An 18,930-nucleotide genomic window follows, 5' to 3' on the forward strand; every position below is an offset into this window, starting at 1 on the left:
CATGGGCGTGGCGGGCCGCTACGTGCTCACCGCGTCGGTGTTCGACGCCATCCGCAAGCAGCCGCGCGGCGCCGGCGGCGAGATCCAGCTCACCGACGGCATCGCGCAGCTGATGGCCACCGAAGGCGTGCATGCCTACGAGTACGAAGGCCGCCGCTACGACTGCGGCAGCAAGGAAGGATTCCTGGAGGCGACGGTGTCGTTCGCGTTGCGCCACCCCGAGGTCGGCGCGGCCTTCCGCGACTACCTGCGCGGCGTGGAACTCTGAGGTCCGGCCGGTTTGCCGGCTTGTGCGCGCGTCAGCGCCTGCGCAGCACGTGGACGAACTCCTCGCCCGAGGTTTCCTGGTGGACGAGTTCGTTGCCTGTCTGCTTGGCAAACGCCTGGAAGTCGCGCAGCGACCCGGCATCGGTCGACACGACCTTGAGCAACTGGCCGCTGTGCATGTCGGTCAGCGCTTTCTTCGCCTTCAGGATCGGCAGCGGGCAGTTGAGCCCGCTCGTGTCGATTTCCTTGTCGATGTCCATTCTTCCCCCAGTGTAGACCCGCCCCCGATGCGCCTGCGGCGTCGCGGAACGGCCGCATCCATTATCCGCGCATGTCCGCGAACACCGGCTCGAAACCGCGGCTGCGCAGCCAGTCGGCCAGCGCGAGGCCCGTGCCCTGGGGCCAGCAGCGCACACGGTCGTGCGCGTAGAGACGATAGTCGACGAGCTCCGGCGACAGCTTCACCTCGCCCCGCGCCACCGCGTGGTAAGCGATGATGACCTGGTTCATGCGCTGGAAATCGTAGACGCCGATCAGGTCGAGCGAGGTCACTTCGAGGCTCGTCTCTTCCTCGATCTCGCGCACGATGCCGTCCTTCGGCGTCTCTCCCGCTTCCATGAAGCCGGTGATCAGCGCGTAGACGTTGCCCTTCCACGCGGCATTCTTCGCAAGCAGGATCTTGCCCTGATACTCGATGACGGCCGCGAGCACGGGCGTCGGATTGTTCCAGTGCGTCCACCCGCAGGCCGGGCAGCGCAGGCGCTCCTTGTTCCCGCCGTCCTCGGCGAGCGCGATGCGCGCGAGCGGCGTGGCGCAGTTCGGGCAGAAGCGCCACTCGTGCGTCATGCGGGGAACACGCCGGTGGACAGATAGCGGTCGCCGCGGTCGCACACGACGAACACGATGGTCGCGTTCTCGACCGTCTTCGCGATCTCGAGCGCGACCCACAGTGCGCCCGCCGCCGAGATGCCCGCGAAGATGCCCTCCTGCCGCGCAAGCTGGCGGCAGGTCTCTTCGGCATCGTCCTGGCTCACGTTCACGGTCTCGTCGACGTGGCTCGCGTCGTAGATCTTCGGCAGGTACTCCTGCGGCCACTTGCGGATGCCGGGGATGCGGGAGCCCTCGCTCGGCTGCGCGCCCACGATGCGCACGTTGGCGTTCTTCTCCTTGAGGAATCGAGAGACGCCGGTGATGGTGCCCGTGGTGCCCATCGCGCTCACGAAATGCGTGATGCGGCCACCGGTCTGCTCCCACAATTCGGGTCCCGTGGTCTCGTAGTGGATGCGGGGATTGTCCGGGTTGGCGAACTGGTCGAGGACGCGGCCCTTGCCTTCCTTCTGCATGTTCTCCGCGAGGTCTCGCGCGTATTCCATGCCGCCGCTCTTGGGCGTGAGGATGAGTTCGGCGCCGAAGGCCTTCATGGTCTGCGCGCGTTCGATCGAGAGGTCTTCCGGCATGATGAGCATCATGCGATAGCCCTTGATCGCCGCGGCCATCGCGAGCGCGATGCCGGTGTTGCCCGAGGTCGCCTCGATCAGGGTGTCGCCGACGCGGATGTCGCCGCGCTCTTCGGCGCGGCGGATCATCGACAGCGCGGGCCGATCCTTCACGGACCCGGCGGGGTTGTTGCCTTCCAGCTTGCCGAGGATGACGTTGTTGCGCTTCGCGTTGTCCGCGGCGCCGAGGCGCTGCAATGCCACGAGCGGCGTGCGGCCGATCGCATCCTCGATGGTGGGATAGTTCATGACATCACTGTGCCATAATTTCCGGCTCTTCTTCCCTCGCTGCCGGAGTGGCGAAATCGGTAGACGCAGCAGACTCAAAATCTGCCGATGGCAACATCGTGCCGGTTCGATTCCGGCCTCCGGCACCAGCACTGTTCGAACGTAAAAAACCCCGCGCTTCCGCGCGGGGTTTTTCATTGAAGCCCGAAAGCTTCGATCAGCCCGAAACCTGCACCAGCGTCACGTTACCGGCTATCGTATTGTTGATCACGACCGTGCCGTTCGCGTTGACGGTGATCGCCACGTTCTGGCCGGTGGACGTCGTGCCACCGAGCTGCAGCGTCGCGGTGCGGGGGCGACCCACGCCGTCCGCGGGCTGATTGGCCGTGGCCAGGTTCAGCGCGCACGGGTTGACGGTGACCGTCGCACCATTCGCGAGCGTGTGGCCGGCGGGGAAGTTCGAGCTCGCCACCACGAAGATGCACGAACCGAAGGTCGTCGCGCCGGTCGCCACGTTGGCGCCCGAGGAAATCGAGAACGCGGGCGTCGTTGCCGTGGAGGTGAACGCGACGGAGGTCGCCGCCGTGGTACCGAAAGCCGCCACGCCGGTGGGGAACGCGAACGGCGTGTTCGCCACCGCGCCGGCGGTCGTCGAACTCACGCTGATCGCCGTGTTGGCCGCGGCCACGGTCGGCAGCGGATCGTCGTCGCCATCGCTGCAGGCGGGAAGCAGGGCAGCCGCTGCGACGGCAAGCATCAGGGACATCAGTTTCTTCATTTCGACACTCCGGTTGGTATGGTAAAAATTATGCGCCGCCGCGGCTTGATGAACAACATCTTTGGAAATCGAGAAGGGTGAGGAGTTACCCCCACAGCCACCTCGCACTGGCGGCAGCGCTGCGCTCATGCGCTTGACCCCGGCGTTCCACCAAGGGCTCGCCCAGTGCCACTGGTCTTCCGGTCATCGAGTCTCAGTCGTACTACTCTCGTTACTGCCTGAACTGTTCCCCTTGCCGGGCGCACCATAAAAAAACCCCGCGCATTCGCGCGGGGTTTTCATTGAAGCGAAGCTTCGATCAGCCCGACACCGGAACCAGCGTCACGGTGCCCGCGGAGGCGCCGTTGATCGTGATGGTACCGCCCGGGTTCACGACCACGGTCACGGTCGAGCCCGACGAAGCGGCGCTACCCAGGATGAACACGGCAGCGCGCTGGCGAGCGACGCTGTCGGCCGGCGAGCCGGTCGTGCCGAGGCGGATGTTGCAAGGGTTGATCGTGACCGTCTGGCCCGTCGCGAGGCGGTGGCCCACCGGGAACGACGAGTTCGCAACCACGAAGATGCACGAACCGAACGTGGTCGCGCCGGTTGCCACGCTGGTGCCCGAGGAGATCGAGAACGCAGGCGTCGAGGCGGTCGACGTGAACGCCACGGTCGTCGCGGCCGTCGTGCCCAGATCCGGCACGCCGGACGGGAACGCGAACGGAACGTTCGTCACCGCGGCGGCCGTCGTCGACGTCACGGCGATCGTCGCGTCGGCCGCAGCCACGGTCGGCAGCGGATCATCGTCGCCGCTGCTGCAAGCGGGGAGCAATGCAGCCGCAGCGACTGCCATCATCAAACCAATCAGTTTCTTCATATCCCACCAACCCTTTCGTTGATAAAAAAATATTGTCGCAGGTTCAGGTGCCCGTCACCCTAACGTGTGAGGGTACAAGAATTTTTTCGTTGCGTAAATGCCGGAACCCTGTTCTTTTTGCCGCTTCGCAACGCGACAGCCGTTCCCGCTCCGGTCATTGCGGCAGGCTCTCGCGAGCGTATAGATAAAAGGCCTCGCGCATGCGATGGAGGCGCTTGACGAAATAGCTCTGCGTCGCGCGCCCTCCGGACAGGAGGCGCTGCTCGGCACTGTACGCGAGGGGGAAGTCGAGCACCGCCGAAGGGGCGACGAGGTTGACGTTGACGTCGCCGCGCGCGATCCGCGTGCGCTTGCCCTGAGTGAATTGCGAAGCCCCGTTGAAAGTGGCGACGCCGAGGTCCGCGCCGCGCCGCGGGGTCAGGGGAATCGTGAGTTCGAGTCCTGCGAATTCGCGACTGCCGCCACGCCGAACGAAGAGATGGGCGCCCACCTCGCCGAACCAGCGCGTGAGCCCGATGGAGGGGCCGCTCGAGCCGTCCGTGTACTGTTGCCAGCCCGCCTCGACCCAGGTCGTATCCGAATGCACCCAGCGGTAGCTCGCGGACAGCGGGGTGGCCTGCGTACGCGACTGGCCGGGCTGGCGCTCGAGCACGGCCGCCTTCAGGCGGAGCACGTCGTCGCCGCGGGGCACGAACACCGTGGACTCGAACTGCGCGCCGAATGTGTCGTAGTTGTACCGGCCGATGCCTGCCGTGGCGAGCACGCGCGGACCGACCCACACCGATTGCTGCAATGCCACCGTCCGCAGGCCGTTGCGGCGGCGGAACGGACCGAAGATCGCATCGGGCTCGTAGTTGTCGGTCTCCGCGATGCGCTGCACCACGCTCGCGTGGAGTTCCGCGCCACGCCAGAGCGGCACATAGGCGCGCAGGTCGGCGGCGATCGAGTAATCGAAGGCGGCGAGCTCGGTACCGAACTGCTGGCTCACGTCGGGGTGCAATTCCAGGTGCAGCCACTTCCGCCCGCTCGGCGCGGGATCGAGCCATGCGACCGCCGCGGCGTCACGCGAGGGGCCACTGTCGAGCGCGAGGCTTCCGCTCGAGCCGGCCGCGTCGCCGGTGCGCAGGAAGCTGCGGTATTCGGCCACGGCCACGGAAATGTTGTAGACGGGCAAACCCGCTTTCAGCGTCGTGGCCTGCACGCGCTGCGTGCCGCGGGGAGCGAACTCCGAAGCGAGGCCGAGGACGATGCCAAGTGCGTCGGCCTCGGTCTGCTTGAAAAGCTGATTCTCGTACTCGACGACGAGATCCGGCCCGCGTGTGCCAACCCGCACACGCTCGAGCCCCGCGCCGACCAGCGCGCGCCGGAGCGACGTCAGGCGGTCCTCGGTGGTGGCGACCATCCCGCCGGGCGCCGCCTCGAGCGAAGCCAGCGTGCGCTCCGGCTTGAAGGTGCGCGGGCGCTGCGTCGACTCTTCCAGCGGCACGACGACGCTCACGTTCACGGAGGTTCGGTCGGACTCGCGGCCGGCGACATCCCGGCCACCGAACGAACGCTGCAAGGTCGCGATGACGTGGCTGCCGCCCAGCGGCGAGATCGACGGCGACCGATACCGCAAGCCGGCATGCTTGTGTTGCCCGTCGTACTCGGCCAATGCGGACAAACCGGTCGCGCCGAGCCCGATTTCGACCCCGCCGAACAGGCCGTCGAACGGCCGCGAATTGCCGCGGCCTCTCGCATAGCCGGCGGTCCAGGCCACGGGGCCGACCTCCCCGCTCGTCACCGCATACGCCGACTTGAACAAGGAGGCTCCGCCCGCGAGGTCGGTGATGCCGAACGCGATGTCGGGCTGCCACCGCCAGAACTGCGGGAGTTGCCATTTCACGTTCGCCGACAGATCGCGTGGACCCGAGACGAAAGTGCTGCCCCCGACCGGGTTCTGGTACTCCGCGAACCGTCCGAAGAACTCGACGCCCGGCAGCAGGCCGATCCCCATCGAGAAGTTCTGGCGCTTCGAAAAAACGCCGAGCGTGAGCTCCTGGAAGTTGCCGGCGCTGACCGCGAGGTCGCCGGAGCGCAGCACATCGGCCGACGGAATGGTGAGGCCGCCGGTCACGCCCCGCGTGGCGATGCCGGGCTCCGCCGCCGCTGCGCAAAGCGTGAAGAGCAATGACGCCGCGGAAGCGACCGGAGCAAGAAGGAAGGCGCGTCCGTTCATGCGGCCGAGGCTTCCGTCGCGAGCGTGGCAGGACGAAAACACCAGCGGAACTGGGTGAGGCGTGCGTAGATGGCGGAATAGCCAAGCGCGCACAGCAGGAACGTTCCCGCGAGCATTGCCGTGTTGCCGGGATACTGCACGGCCAACAGTGCAGGAACGAGTGCGGCAGCCCACATGATCGCGCCGGTTGCGGAATTGCGCACGAGCGAAGAAGTCCGCGGAAGCAATTTGCTCGTCACGCGCCGCAGCACGAGGCTGTGCAGGTGCAGGCGGTCGGCATCGCCGGGACTGCGGTCGCGGCGGCTTCGACGGTAGATGCTGAAGCCCGTCTCCAGGATCGGATACGCACAGGCGAGCAGCGTGGCCCAGACGGACACCTCGGCGTTGCGCATCGGCAATGCCACCGCCACCCAGCCGATCAGGAATCCCACCAGGTACGCGCCGCCGTCGCCGAGAAAAATCTTGCCGAAAGGGAAGTTGACGAGCAGGAAGCCGAGGGTTGCCATGGCAAGCAGCATGCACACCTGCACCATCGCCGCATCGCCCGCCTGCGCGGCGATGCTGGCGAGTGCGCTCAAGCAAACCACCGCCACCCCGCCGCTCAACCCGTTGAACCCGTCGATGATGTTGAACGCGTTGGCGGCGCCGCTCACGGCGAAGGCCGTGAACAGGACGGAAAGCGGAACGAATGCGGCAAGCGCGTAATCGATACCGGGAACATTCACTCGCGTGAGGCTGATGCCTGTCAGCGCCCAGGCAAGCAGGCCGCTGCTCATGGTGACGGCGAGCCGCGTGCGGACCGAAACGCGCTTGGTGAGGTCTTCCCAGAGCCCGACCGCGAAAGCAGGTATCGCCGCCGCGAGCATGGGGAGAAGGACGGGCCTGGCTGTCGCGGGCGCGACAATGAAGCCCATGGCAAGACCAGCCGCCAGCGCGATTCCGCCAACCCGCGGCGTGGGCGCGTGATGCATCTTCTGCACGCCGATCGTGCTGTCGAGGCTGAGGTGGCCGTGATGCGCCTGCGTGACGACCACGAGCCAGCACACGGCGAAACTCACCGCGCACGCGCCCAGCAACCATCCGGAAAAAAGCATCCTGACTCCCTCGTCGATAGGTTTCTAGCCGCCTCGCAGCGACCAGGCGCGCACGAGGGCCTGCCACTGCCGCGTCGTACCGGGGTCCGTCCTCGCCCGGCGTGCCGCCCGGCGCAAGAAGGCACCGATTATGCCTACGAGGAGGCCGAGCGCCAAGGCAACCACGACAATCATGGAGCGTCTTGGCTTGCTCTTTCGCTCCGGCGGTGTCGCCGCGTCGACCTGTTGCACGAGCGGAGCATCCTTCGCTTCGTCGGCGCGCGCAAGCTGCAGCTGTTGAAGCATCGCGGAGTAGATGGCCTCCTGGTATTTCAGTTCGCGAAAAAGTCGCACGTTCGCAAGACCTTGTTTTCCGTCTTTTTCGACAACATTCGTTGTATCGGCGCCACCACCCTCGAGTTGCGCAAGCTCGGTCCGGAGGCCGGCGATTTCGGATATCAGCCGCTTCATTTCGGGATTCTCCGGTCCGGCATACGGTCGCGTCGCGCGCAACTGCACTTCCCGGGCCACGATCTGCCCCCGGATCTGGGCGGCCGTCGCAATGGCGCTCTGGGTCTGAGCGTCCAGGCTCACGAGCCCGGAGCGCTCCTGGGCCTGCTTGACCGCCATCTCGGCGTTGGCCAGATCGCTCTTTGCCTTGTCGATCTGCTGCTCGAAATAGAAACGCCGCTGCTGCGCCTCGGTGACCGCAATGCGAGTCATGATCTTTCGCAGCTCCTCGGCAAACGCATTGGCGAGTTGCGCGGCGAAATTCGGGTCCTTGTCATCCACCTCGACGGCAATGAGCGACGACCTGCGATCGGCGCTCACGCGGACGCGCGTCAAAAGCACCATGCGTGCGTCGTAAGCCAGCTCCACGCCATACCGTTCCTTGAGCTTGAAGCGCTCTACCAGGGACATGAGGACGGATTCACTGCGAAGCAAACCGACATACAGTTCCTCGGGCGCCCGGACTCCACCGACGCCCGAGAGGCCGGCCAACGCCCCCAGCGAAGCCGCCATCGCGGCGGAAGCGCCTTGGGCCTGCTGCGGCGGCAGCAGCGTCGTCTTCGCCGTGAAGATCGGCGCCGTGAGAAGCGCGAGCGCCAGACCGAGCGCGACCGCGATGAGCGCGATGGTCGCGACGAACATTTTCTCCTCGCCCAACGCCGTGACAACGTCGACCAGGCCGATCTCGTCCTTGCTCGCTTCGCCTGCGGCCTGCTGTTCGGAACTCGTCATCTCGCTCATTCCCTCAGGGTCTTCAGGGCCGCCGCGCCTAGGCCGAATTGGTAGAAGATGGCAGTCAAGTCCTTCGCGCCTTCGATGAAGCGCGTATACCGGCTGCGCTTGTCGAACTTCTCGGGCACGAAGATCGTGTCGCCCGGATTGAGCCGCTTCTCGAGCACGCTCGCCGACCATTTGCCGAAGATGCCGCGGCCGATCTCGTTGTCGCTCTCCACGCTGCCGTCCGCCCGGATCACGGCGACGAAGTCCTCGTCCGCATCGCGCGTGGGACCCGCACGGCCGATGTAGTCGCGGACGGAATAGTTGAATCGGTGCAGGAAAGAGGTCTCGGCCGTCACCGCGCCGAACACGCCCACGAAGCTCGGCAGATTCGGCACGGTCAGCTGGTCCCCGTCCTCGAGCTGGATCGGCGGCAGGACATTTGAACGCGGGTCCATCTCGAGGGCGATGCGGCCGCTTGCGCGCAGCGTCTGCAGGCGCGCGATGAACTGCCGCTGCGTGGCCAGCTGCGCCTGGATCGTCGCCTCGTTGCGGGACTCCTCGCGCGTGTTCTGGATAGCGGCCAGCGACTGCGAATTGAGGTCGGACTCCATGCGCCGGATCGCGCGGTCGAGGTTCGCCTGCTGCTGCTCCCGGGTCGACTCGCGCGTGAAGACGGAACCGAACGGATACGCATTCGGCGTGAACCCGCCGGCGCGCCGGACGATCTGCTCGAGCGTCTCGCCGGGGGTGATCTGGTAGACGCCCGGCACGTTCACTTCGCCCGCGATGCGGACGTACTGCGTGCGCTTGGCGACCGGCACCGGCAGGTCCTTCGTGCCGAAGATCGTGACCACGTCGCCGGGCTGCAGCACGAGGTTGCTCTCCGGGTCCTTGTCGATCACGGCCTTGGCGAGATTGAACGGGATCAGCTGCGAGCGGATCTGCCGCGCGTCCAGGCGCTCGATCACCGCGTAGTCCCAGTTGATCTCGTCGAGGAGGTTGCGCACCTCGCTCTGGATGCGCGAGTCCGAGATGCGCCGGCCGGACTCGTATTGCACCAGCAGGTTGCGCCGGGTGTAGTAGTCGGGAACGATCAGCGCCTCGCGCTCGGGAATGAGGTCGGCGATGCGCATGCCCTGCCGGTAGGCGTAGCGCAGCGGCGCGGCGACGTTGCCGCGCAGGGTGACGGCATTCGAGAACTCGGGGCTGATCTGGAACAGCGTGACGACGTCGCCGTCGCGCACGGTGCTCTGCAGGCCGCGTGCATCGAGCGTGCGCTCCTCGACCGAGCGCGGCGCGCGCGCGCGGCCCGGATCGATGCGTTCGACCAGCACCTTGTGGGGAGTCGTGAGCGCGGCGGTGCGTCCTCCGTACGAGAGCACCTTGGCGAGCGGCTCCTCGGCCGCGGCGAGTTCGAAGATCGCCGGATTGTCGATCGAGCCCGTCACCGCCACGCGCGGGCCTGCCGGCGGGATCGTGATCACATCGCCCGGCAGCAGCCGCGCATCCGCCGACTTGTCGCCCTCGGCGATGAAGCGGTAGAGGTCGAGCGTGGTCACCAGCCGGCCGTCGCGGCGCAGCTGGATGTTGCGCATCGTCCCGGTGGCCGACGGCCCGCCGACCTCGAACAACGCGCTCACCAGCGTGGAGACGCTCGACAAGGTGTACGCGCCGGGCCGGCGTGCCTGCCCGACGACGAACACCTGGATCGAGCGCAGCGGACCGAGCGTCGCGCTGATCTGGAAGTTGTTGTAGACGCGGCCGATCTGCGTGCGCAGCGCGGGTTCGAGCTGCGAGACGCGCAGGCCGGCGACGTTCAGGGTGCCCACGCGCGGAATCGCGACCTGCCCGTTGCGGTCGACGCCGAGCCGCAGGTCCGCATCGACCGCGCCCCAGATCTTGAGGTCGATCTCGTCGCCCGGGCCGAGCACGTAGTCGGCGGGCACCGGCACGTTTTGCGCGGCGGGAAAGGCACCCGCGGCGAACAGGTTGTAGCCGAAGAGCGGCAGGTTGCGGCCCGTCGTTTCCAGCACGAAACGCTGGTACGCGGTCAGGGGCAGCTCACTCACGGTCGCCGTGGCCGTCGCGCGCTGTTCCGCGGCGCCACGCGCTGCCGCGGCGTCCTGCAGCGCCCGGTTGGCGCCGGGGCCCGGCGTCAGCCGGTCGGGGCCGAAGGTCGAGGTGCCGATGCTCAGGCTGGGCGTGACGGAGAGATTGAGGCCCTGCGTCGACGGCGCGGCGATGCCGGACGCGGGGACGCCCAGGGATGCGGGCCCCCCCTGCGCATGCGCACCGGAGAACCCGGCCGCAGCCAGAAGGGCGGCGGCGAGCCAGCGGAGATACCGGGAAGGAGTGCTCATGCTTCTTGAATACGTTTTTGCGGCGACGCCGTAGCCCGCCATCTTATTGCCCAGCCAAGTCCGTGTTCAACCCGGCACCGTGCGTCCGTAGACGTCCTCCAGCCGAACGATGTCGTCTTCTCCGAGATAACCGCCGGACTGGACCTCGATCATTTCGAGTTCGGTCTTCCCGGGGTTGAAGAGGCGATGCTTCTCGCCGATCGGAATATAAGTCGATTGATTCTCCGTTAGCAGGAAGGTGTCGGCTCCGCGGGTGACCTGCGCCGTGCCCTTGACCACGATCCAGTGTTCCGCGCGGTGGTGGTGCATCTGCAGGCTGAGCGATGCGCCCGGCTTGACCATGATCCGCTTGACCTGGAAGCGTTCGCCGCGGTCCATGCAGTCGTACCAGCCCCAGGGCCGCATGACTTTCCGGTGGCTCACGGCTTCCGAAATATTGCGCGCCTTCAGCTCGGGGACGACCGCCTTCACGTGCTCGACCTGATCGCGGTCGGCAACCAGCAGCGCATCGGGCGTGTCGACGATGAGGAGGTTGCGAACCCCCACGGCCACGACGGGCCGGTGCGGCGCATGAACGTAGGTGCCGCTGCTGCGGATGGGAATGCCGTGGCCGACGACGCGGTTGCCCTGGGCATCCGCGGGCTCGAGGTCGGCAAGCGCGTTCCAGCTTCCCACGTCGCTCCAGGCGCCATCGAAAGGCAGGACCGTCAGCTTCTCGTGGTGCTCCATCACCGCGTAGTCGATGCTTTCGGCGCGGCACGCGCTGAAGGCGGCCTCGGCCGGCCTCAGGAAACGGCCATCGGCTTGCGCGCCGGCCATGGCCGCGCGACAGGCTTCGAGAATATCCGGCGCATGGCGTGCCAGCGCATCAAGCATCGTCTTGCGCGTGCAAAGGAAGATCCCGGCGTTCCACAAGGCGTCGCCCTCGAGGAGCAGCGCCTGCGCACGATCGGCGGCCGGTTTCTCGACGAAGCCCTTGGCCGGCGCGCTGCCGTCCGGGCGGCGCGGCCCTTGCAAGATGTAGCCGTAAGCGGTACTGGGGAAGGTCGGCAGGATGCCGAAGATCACGATGTCGCCGGACCGGGCGGCCGCGACACCGCCGCGGATGGTCGCGGCATACGCCTCGACGTCGGGAATGTAGTGGTCCGCCGGGCAGAACAGCATCAGCTGGTCGGGCTCGGTACCGGCGAGCGCGGCCAGCGCGATCGCGGCCGCCGTGTTGCGCGCGCACGGCTCGAGCAGGATGCGGCCTTCGCACGCCTCCTCGTCCAGCGCGCCGGCGAGCAGGAACCGATGTTCCTCGGCCCCCACGCAGGTGATGCGGCCGCCCTCGCCCAGCGCCTGCGCGCGGGCAAGCGCGAGCGCGAACAGGCTGCGCCCCTTCACCAGCGGAACGAACTGCTTGGGGAACGCGTTGCGCGACAACGGCCACAGGCGTGTGCCGGCGCCGCCGCAAAGGATCACGGTCTCGATCATTGCGCGCATTATTACTGAAGGCTTCTTCCGGGCGCCTTACGGCCCGGCAGTTGCTCATCCGCTTTCTTTGGCGCATTCTTGCAGTCTCGACCCCGGGAGTCTGTGATGCGCCTCACTCGTTTCGTCGGATCCTGTCTCCTGTTGCTCGCAGGCCTCGCCGCCGTGCAGATTGCCCGCGCGGCCACCCCCGAGCCGCGCTACCAGTCGATGATCGAAGCGCTCTCGCGGGCCAACGCGGCGGTCGTTGGCGTGCAGGTGGTCGCCGCCGAGGACGCGCGTTCCGCGCAGACGCTCGGCCGCCAGCGCGCCGGCTCCGGCGTCGTCATCGGGCCGGACGGGCTGATCCTCACCATCGGCTACCTGATGCTCGAAGCCGAAACGATCCAGGTCGTCACCCAGGATGGCCGCTCGATTCCCGCGCGGCCCGTCGCCTACGACCTCGCCACCGGCTTCGGGCTGCTCCAGGCCGTGCTGCCCCTGCGCGGCGTGCAGCCCGTGCCGCTCGGCACGGTGGCCGACAGCAGCGAGGGCGAAGCCGTCATGGCCGCGGTCGGCGGCAACGGCGGCGATGTGGCGATGGCGCAGATCGTCAGCAAGCGACCCTTCTCGGGTTACTGGGAATACCACATCGAAAGCGCTCTCTTCACCTCGCCGCCCATCGGCAACCACAGCGGCGCGCCGGTGTTCAACCAGCGCGGCGAACTGCTCGGCATCGGCAGCCTCGTCGTGAGCGACGCCCTCGGCGACGGCCGGCGGATGCCGGGCAACATGTTCGTGCCGGTCGACCTGCTCAAGCCGATCTTGGCCGAGCTGCGCCGAAGCGGCACCACGCGCCAGAGCCGCCGGCCGTGGCTCGGCCTCAGCTCCACCGAGCAAGGCGGCTTCGTGCGGATCGTGCGCGTGAACGACGACGGACCGGCCTACGCCGCCGGCGTGGCGCCCGGGGACGTGGTGCTCGCCATCGACGGCGCGCGCGTCACCTCGCTCGAAAGCTTTTACAAGAAGCTGTGGGCCAAGCCGAACCCCGAGGACGAGGTGCAGCTCACGCTGCAGCACGGCAGCGTGGTGCGGCAGGTGACGATCAAGGGCGTGGACCGGATGACGGTGATCCGGAAGCCTTCGGGAATTTGAGACCCGGCGCGAGATCCGGCGCCGCCAGTCCCTGGCGCACGGTCGGATAGCGCAGCTTCACGCGCAGCTCGCGCGCGAGCCGCGTCGTGTCGAGGCGGCGCGACTCGCTCATGAAGCTCAGCAGCATCAACGGCATTTGATCCTGCGCCGCGCCGCGCGCGACGCGCGGCGGGCGCGGCAAGCCATACAGATCGGCGGCGAGGTCGAAGTACTCGCCCATCTTCAGCTCGCTCGCGTCGCTGGCATTCACCACGCGCTGCGGTCGCCCGCGCCAGAGCGCCGCGAGCACGATGCGCGCGAGGTCGTCGGCGTGGATGTGGTTCGTGTAGACGTCGTCCTCGTCGTGCAGCACGGGCGTGCCCTTGAGCAGCCGCGCGCGCGGCGTGCCGCCTTCGCGGTCGGGCGCGTAGATGCCGGGCACGCGCAGGATCGAGGCGCGCACGCCGCTCGCGCGGCCGAAGTGCCGCACCTGCCGCTCGGCATCGGCGCGGCGCTGCGCGCGGGGCGTGCCCGGCGCGATGGCCCGCTCCTCGCTCACGCGCGCGCCCCCGCAGTCGCCATACACGCCGGAGGTCGACGCATAGACGAAGGACGACGGCAGCGAGCGCAGGCGCAGCGCACGCAGCAGCGCGCGCGTGCGCGGGTCGAGCCACCAGGCCTCGTGGCCCTCGGACGGCGGCGGCACGAGGTGGACCACACGCGACGCGATGCCGGCCAGGCGGGCGACCGTCGCCGGAACGTCGAGGTTGCCCTGCAGCGGCACGACGCCGTGTCCGCGCAGCTCGTGCCTGCGCGAGGGCGACGAGCTCAGCGCCAGGACACGCGCGCGGCCCGCCAGCGCACGGACGGCGCGCAGCCCGACGTCGCCGCAGCCGACGACGAGAATCCGCTCGCGGAGGAAGCGGCGGGGCAGCGCGCCGAGGGGGCTCTGGTTTGAAGGCAAAATCGGACGCGATTTCTCTGTGAAGTTTTCGAGGATAACCAATACATGACAGCCGCCACGGATTCGCCGCCAGCGGGCGCCCACCGAATCACCGTCCAGCCCAGCGGCCGGGCTTTCGGCGTCGATGCCGGCGAGGCCATCCTCGCCGCCGCGATCCGGCAGGGCATCGGCATGCCGTACGGGTGCAAGGACGGCGCCTGCGGCTCGTGCAAATGCAAAAAACTCGAAGGCACAGTCGTCCACGGCCCGCACCAGAGCAAGGCACTCTCGGCCGAGGAGGAAGCCGCGGGTCTCGTCCTCACCTGCTGCGCCGTGCCGCAGACGGACGTGGTGCTCGAATCGCGCCAGGTCACGGACGAGAGCGCGTTCCCGGTGAAGAAGATGCCTGCGCGCGTGAGTTCGCTCGAGAAAGTCTCTCACGACGTGATGATCGTGAAGCTGCAGCTGCCCGCGAACGACACGCTTCGCTTTCACGCGGGGCAGTACGTCGAGTTCATCCTGCGCGATGGCGCGCGGCGTTCGTACTCGATGGCGAATGCGCCGCACAACGGCCCCGGCGTCGAGCTGCACATCCGCCACATGCCGGGCGGCAAGTTCACCGACCACGTGTTCGCCACGATGAAGGAAAAGGAGATCCTGCGCGTCGAGGGTCCCTTCGGCAGCTTCTACCTGCGCGACGATTCGAAAAAGCCGATGATCCTGCTCGCCTCGGGCACGGGCTTCGCGCCCATCAAGGCCCTGATCGAGCACATGCAGTTCAAGGGACTGGATCGCGAGGCCGTCCTGTACTGGGGCGGCCGCCGGCCCTCCGACCTCTACATGGACGCGTGGGTGAAGGACCGGCTCGCGCAGATGCCGAACCTGAAGTACGTGCCCGTCGTCTCCAACGCGCTGCCCGAGGACGCGTGGACCGGCAGGACCGGCTTCGTGCATCGTGCGGTGATGGAGGATTTCCCGGACCTCTCCGGCCACCAGGTGTATGCCTGCGGCGCGCCGGTCGTGGTGGATTCGGCGCGGGCCGAATACACGGCGCAGTGCCGCCTGCCGGCCGAGGAATTCTTCGCCGACGCGTTCACCACCGAGGCCGACAAGCACCGCGACCCGGCGTGACCCCCTGCGGCGCGGCCCGCCGAAGGCCCGGCGCGGCGTAGGGAATGTCTGCGATGCGGGCGGCCGGCGCGATGCGCACAATACGGCGCATGAAACGCAGGCAACTCATCCTTTCCCCGCTGGCCGCCGCCGTGGCGCTTCCCTCGACCGGGGCCTTCGCGCAAGCGCGTCCCATCCGGCTCGTCGTGCCCTATGCGGCGGGCGGACCCATCGACGTCACCGCGCGACTGCTCGCCGAGCGCGTCAAGGACACGCTGGGCACGGTCATCATCGACAACCGGCCGGGCGGCGGCGGCAACATCGGCGCCGACGTGGTCGCCAAGGCCGCGCCCGACGGCCTGACCATCGGCATCTCGGCCGTGGCCACGCATGCGATCAACCCGTGGCTGTTCTCGAAGATGCCCTACGACGCCTCGAAGGACTTCGCCGCGATCACGCAGATGGTCCGGGTGCCCAACGTGCTCGTGATGAACGCGGACACGGCGGCGCGCCTGAAGATCGACTCGCTGCGCGACCTGATCGCGTATGCCAAGGCCAACCCTGGCAAGCTCAACTACGGCAGCGGCGGCAACGGCAGCGCCGGCCACCTGGCGGGCGAGATGTTCAAGCGCGAAGCCGGCCTCTTCATCGTCCACATTCCGTTCAATGGCGGCAATCCGGCGCAGCTCGCGCTGCTGTCGGGCCAGGTCGACTTCAACATCGACAACCTCGCCACGGCCGCGCCCAACATCCGGTCCGGCAAGCTCAAGGCGCTCGCGGTGACGACGCTCACGCGCTCGGCGAACCTGCCCGATGCCCCGCCGATCGCGGACACGCTCAAGGGCTTCTCCATCGACACGTGGTGGGGCCTCGTCGGGCCGGCCGGCATGCCGCGGGAGATCGTGCAGCGCTACAACCAGGCCTTCGTCACGGCGCTGCAGAGCCCGGAGGCGAAGATGCGCTTCGCCGCCCTCATGGCCGAACCCGTGACGAACACGCCCGAGGCGTTCGCTGCCTTCATGCGCGCCGAGATGGCGAAGTACGAAAAGGTGGTCAAGGCGTCCGGCGCCAAGGTCGACTGACGCACGCCGGGCGCCGGCCGCCCGGGCCCGCCGCCTCACTCGCCGAGGTAGGCGGCGCGCACTTTCGGGTCGTCGAGCATCTCGCGGCCGCCGCCGCTCATGGTGATGAGGCCCGACTCCATCACGTAGCCGCGGTCGGCGATCTCGAGCGCGCGGCTCGCGTTCTGCTCGACCAGCAGCACCGTCACGCCCTGGTCGTGGACCTCGCGCACGACCTCGAAGATCTTGTCGACCATGATGGGCGACAGCCCCATCGACGGTTCGTCCATCAGAAGCACCTTCGGCCGGCTCATGAGGGCACGCCCCATCGCGAGCATCTGCTGCTCGCCGCCGGACATCGTGCCGGCGAGCTGGCTCGCGCGCTCCTTCAGCCGCGGGAAGATCCCGAACACCTTCTCCATGTCGGCCGCGATCTCCGCCTTGTCGTTGCGGATGTGCGCGCCCATGAGCAGGTTCTCGGTGATGGTCATGCGGGTGAACACGCCGCGGCCCTCGGGCACCATCGCGAGCCCCTGTTTCACGAGGTCCCAGGCGCCCTGCCCCTGGATGTTGCGGCCCATGTACCGGATCTCGCCATCGTTCGCCGGCAGCAGCCCGGTGATGGCCTTCATGGTCGTCGTCTTGCCCGCACCGTTGGAGCCGATCAGCGTGACGAGCTCGCCCTCCCGCACCTCGAAGTCGACGCCCTTCACGGCCTGGATGCCGCCGTACGCGACCTTCAGGCCGGACACCTTCAGCAGCGTCTCGCTCATTGCGTTTCTCCCGCGGGCAGCGGCGAGGGGGGCGCGGACTTCACCGCCGCCGCCGCGTGGCTGTGGCCCAGGTAGGCCTCGATCACCTTCTCGTCGCGCTGCACGTCGTAGGGCGTTCCCTGCGCGATCTGCTTGCCGTAGTCGAGCACGGTCACGCGATCGCACAGGCCCATGACGAGCTTCACGTCGTGCTCGATCAGCAGGATGGTGCGGCCGTCCTTGCGGATGCGGTCGATCAGCTCCCGCAGCACCACTTTTTCCGTCGAGTTCATGCCGGCCGCCGGCTCGTCGAGCGCGATCAGCTGCGGATCGGTCGCGAGCGCGCGCGCGATCTCGAGCCGGCGCTGGTCGCCGTACGACAGCGTGCGCGCCTTGAAGTCGGCGAGCTTGCCGATGCCGACGTAGTCGAGCAGTTCCTGCGCGCGCTTCGCGATCGCGGCCTCTTCCGCGAGGAAACTGCGCGTGCGGAAGATCGCGCCGAGCAGTCCCGAGCCGGTCCGCACGTGGCGGCCGACCATCACGTTCTCTAGCGCGGTCATCTCGGAGAAAAGGCGGATGTTCTGGAAGGTCCGCGCGATGCCGGCCTTCGCCACTTCATGCACCGCCGTCGGCACGTAGGGCTTGCCCGCGAGCTCGAAGGTGCCGCTGTCGGGCGCATAGAGCCCTGTGATGACGTTGAAGAACGTCGTCTTGCCGGCGCCGTTCGGCCCGATGAGGCCATAGACCTGGCCGCGCTCGATCGTGAGACCGACGTCCGAGAGCGCCTGCAGTCCGCCGAAGCGCTTGGAAATGCCCGCGACGCGCAGGACCGTGTCCGCCGCCGCGCTCATGCCTTCTCCCTCGGCTTCAGCGACTTCCCATGCTCCGGCGTCGGCCACAAGCCGCGCGGTCGCCACAGCATGACGACGATCATTGCCAGCGCGATCAGCAACTGGCGCAGGATCGAGGCATCCAGCCGCCCGTCGGTGAGGCGCTGCAGATCGAGCAGGCCCGACACCCAGCGCAGCACCTCCGGCATCGCCGAGAGCAGCACCGCGCCGAGGATCACGCCCGGCAGGTGGCCGATGCCGCCGAGCACGACCATGGCCACGATCATCACCGACTCCATGAGGCTGAACGACTCGGGCGAGACGAAGCCCTGGAACGCCGCGAACATCGCGCCCGAGACGCCGCCGAAGGTGGCGCCCATGCCGAAGGCGAGCAGCTTCATGTTGCGCGTGTTGATGCCCATCGCCTTGGCCGCGATCTCGTCCTCGCGGATGGCCATCCACGCCCGGCCGATTCGCGAGAGCTCGAGCCGGTGGCAGATGACGACGCTCGCCACGACAAGGATCAGGAACAGGTAGTAGTACAGCGTCACCGCGTTGATGCTGTAGTCCTCGGTGATCTCCAGCGGCCGGCCGAGGTTCAGCCCGAGGATGCTGATCGAATCGATTTGCCCCAGCCCCTTCGGCCCGTTGGTGATGTTCACCGGGTGGTCGAGGTTGTTGAGGAACACGCGAATGATCTCGCCGAAGCCGAGCGTGACGATGGCGAGATAGTCCCCGCGCAGCTTCAGCGTGGGCGCGCCGAGCAGGATGCCGAACACGCCCGCGATGGCAGCGCCGAGCGGCACCACGAGCCAGATCGAGGTGTGCAGCCCATTGGGGAACATCGCCTGGAACCACTCGAAGCTCTCCGACAGGTGCGGCGACGCCATGAGGCCGTACATGTACGCGCCAATGGCGAAGAAGGCGACGAAGCCGAGGTCGAGCAGGCCCGCGTAGCCCACCACGATGTTGAGGCCGAGCGCGAGCAGCACGTACAGCAGCGCGAAGTCGGCGATGCGCACCCAGAAATTGCCCATGCTTTGCAGGAGCAAGGGAAGCACGAGCAGGATCAGGCCGCTCACCACGTACACCGTGGTCTTGTTCTGGCGTTCGAGGAAGTTCAGCATCGCATGCGCTCC

The 18,930-nt window shown here is 67.7% G+C and carries 17 protein-coding genes, 1 tRNA gene and 1 pseudogene; 5 read left to right on the forward strand and 14 right to left on the reverse strand.

Translation table 11 applies throughout. The annotated features are described in order from the left end of the window. Positions 1-268 (forward strand): annotated as a pseudogene (locus AB7E83_RS23725) (UTP--glucose-1-phosphate uridylyltransferase); the annotation flags it as partial. A 31-nt stretch (positions 269-299) separates the two neighbouring features. Here AB7E83_RS23725 and AB7E83_RS23730 read toward each other — a convergent pair. The 3 genes from AB7E83_RS23730 to cysM form a co-directional block, all read right to left on the reverse strand. Further along, positions 300-527: a sulfurtransferase TusA family protein gene (locus tag AB7E83_RS23730; protein WP_428573303.1), complete on the reverse strand. Its 228-nt coding sequence runs from the start codon at positions 525-527 to the stop codon at positions 300-302. A 61-nt stretch (positions 528-588) separates the two neighbouring features. Then, complete coding sequence (locus AB7E83_RS23735) at positions 589-1,113, reverse strand: NUDIX hydrolase (RefSeq protein ID WP_428573304.1); 525 nt, start codon at positions 1,111-1,113, stop codon at positions 589-591. Further along, positions 1,110-2,012 carry a cysteine synthase CysM gene (cysM, locus tag AB7E83_RS23740; protein WP_428573305.1) on the reverse strand — a complete coding sequence of 301 codons (903 nt, stop codon included), beginning with the start codon at positions 2,010-2,012 and terminating at the stop codon, positions 1,110-1,112. Before cysM ends, AB7E83_RS23735 begins: the two co-directional genes overlap by 4 nt. A 41-nt stretch (positions 2,013-2,053) precedes the next feature. Here cysM and AB7E83_RS23745 point away from each other — a divergent pair. Then, positions 2,054-2,140 (forward strand) — tRNA-Leu (locus AB7E83_RS23745). 68 nt (positions 2,141-2,208) lie between these two features. On the opposite strand, the gene AB7E83_RS23750 is transcribed toward AB7E83_RS23745, so the two are convergent. From AB7E83_RS23750 to AB7E83_RS23780, 7 genes are all read right to left on the reverse strand, one after another. Beyond that, the gene (locus tag AB7E83_RS23750) at positions 2,209-2,769 is read right to left on the reverse strand and encodes a hypothetical protein (RefSeq protein WP_428573306.1); all 561 of its coding nucleotides are present in this window, start codon (positions 2,767-2,769) and stop codon (positions 2,209-2,211) included. A gap of 298 nt (positions 2,770-3,067) precedes the next feature. Next, a complete protein-coding gene (locus AB7E83_RS23755) occupies positions 3,068-3,628 on the reverse strand; it encodes a hypothetical protein (RefSeq protein ID WP_428573307.1) in 561 nt (186 codons plus the stop codon). Between the two features lie 154 nt (positions 3,629-3,782). Then, complete coding sequence (locus AB7E83_RS23760; RefSeq protein ID WP_428573308.1) at positions 3,783-5,846, reverse strand: YjbH domain-containing protein; 2,064 nt, start codon at positions 5,844-5,846, stop codon at positions 3,783-3,785. After that, entirely contained in the window at positions 5,843-6,880 is a 1,038-nt protein-coding gene (locus AB7E83_RS23765; RefSeq protein ID WP_428573309.1) for an MraY family glycosyltransferase, read from the reverse strand. Before AB7E83_RS23765 ends, AB7E83_RS23760 begins: the two co-directional genes overlap by 4 nt. A gap of 84 nt (positions 6,881-6,964) precedes the next feature. Beyond that, positions 6,965-8,161 carry a GNVR domain-containing protein gene (locus AB7E83_RS23770; RefSeq protein WP_428573310.1) on the reverse strand — a complete coding sequence of 399 codons (1,197 nt, stop codon included), beginning with the start codon at positions 8,159-8,161 and terminating at the stop codon, positions 6,965-6,967. Between the two features lie 5 nt (positions 8,162-8,166). Continuing rightward, complete coding sequence (locus AB7E83_RS23775) at positions 8,167-10,509, reverse strand: polysaccharide biosynthesis/export family protein (RefSeq protein ID WP_428573311.1); 2,343 nt, start codon at positions 10,507-10,509, stop codon at positions 8,167-8,169. Positions 10,510-10,575: 66 nt separating this feature from the next. Beyond that, a complete protein-coding gene (locus AB7E83_RS23780) occupies positions 10,576-11,985 on the reverse strand; it encodes a mannose-1-phosphate guanylyltransferase/mannose-6-phosphate isomerase (protein ID WP_428573312.1) in 1,410 nt (469 codons plus the stop codon). A gap of 162 nt (positions 11,986-12,147) precedes the next feature. Between AB7E83_RS23780 and AB7E83_RS23785 the strand changes: the two genes are divergently transcribed. After that, positions 12,148-13,116 carry a S1C family serine protease gene (locus tag AB7E83_RS23785; protein ID WP_428573313.1) on the forward strand — a complete coding sequence of 323 codons (969 nt, stop codon included), beginning with the start codon at positions 12,148-12,150 and terminating at the stop codon, positions 13,114-13,116. Here the strand turns inward: AB7E83_RS23785 and AB7E83_RS23790 are convergent. Continuing rightward, positions 13,067-14,059, reverse strand: a complete 993-nt coding sequence (locus AB7E83_RS23790) for an NAD-dependent epimerase/dehydratase family protein (RefSeq protein WP_428573314.1) — start codon at positions 14,057-14,059, stop codon at positions 13,067-13,069. The genes AB7E83_RS23785 and AB7E83_RS23790 overlap by 50 nt on opposite strands. A 45-nt stretch (positions 14,060-14,104) precedes the next feature. Between AB7E83_RS23790 and AB7E83_RS23795 the strand changes: the two genes are divergently transcribed. Next, the gene (locus AB7E83_RS23795; protein ID WP_428573315.1) at positions 14,105-15,169 is read left to right on the forward strand and encodes a CDP-6-deoxy-delta-3,4-glucoseen reductase; all 1,065 of its coding nucleotides are present in this window, start codon (positions 14,105-14,107) and stop codon (positions 15,167-15,169) included. An 89-nt stretch (positions 15,170-15,258) separates the two neighbouring features. Next, positions 15,259-16,230, forward strand: a complete 972-nt coding sequence (locus tag AB7E83_RS23800) for a Bug family tripartite tricarboxylate transporter substrate binding protein (RefSeq protein WP_428573316.1) — start codon at positions 15,259-15,261, stop codon at positions 16,228-16,230. Positions 16,231-16,265: 35 nt separating this feature from the next. Here the strand turns inward: AB7E83_RS23800 and AB7E83_RS23805 are convergent, their stop codons facing one another. From AB7E83_RS23805 to AB7E83_RS23815, 3 genes are read right to left on the reverse strand one after another with little or no spacing between them, the layout of a single operon-like run. Continuing rightward, on the reverse strand, positions 16,266-16,982 hold the full coding sequence (locus AB7E83_RS23805; RefSeq protein ID WP_428573317.1) for an ABC transporter ATP-binding protein: 717 nt from the start codon (positions 16,980-16,982) through the stop codon (positions 16,266-16,268). Then, positions 16,979-17,812 (reverse strand): ABC transporter ATP-binding protein, encoded by an 834-nt coding sequence (locus AB7E83_RS23810; protein WP_428573318.1) that lies wholly within the window; start codon positions 17,810-17,812, stop codon positions 16,979-16,981. Before AB7E83_RS23810 ends, AB7E83_RS23805 begins: the two co-directional genes overlap by 4 nt. Further along, on the reverse strand, positions 17,809-18,918 hold the full coding sequence (locus AB7E83_RS23815; RefSeq protein ID WP_428573319.1) for a branched-chain amino acid ABC transporter permease: 1,110 nt from the start codon (positions 18,916-18,918) through the stop codon (positions 17,809-17,811). Before AB7E83_RS23815 ends, AB7E83_RS23810 begins: the two co-directional genes overlap by 4 nt. Positions 18,919-18,930: the final 12 nt, after the last annotated feature.

It is taken from the genome of Ramlibacter sp., from assembly GCF_050250995.1.
Lineage (GTDB): Bacteria > Pseudomonadota > Gammaproteobacteria > Burkholderiales > Burkholderiaceae_C > Ramlibacter.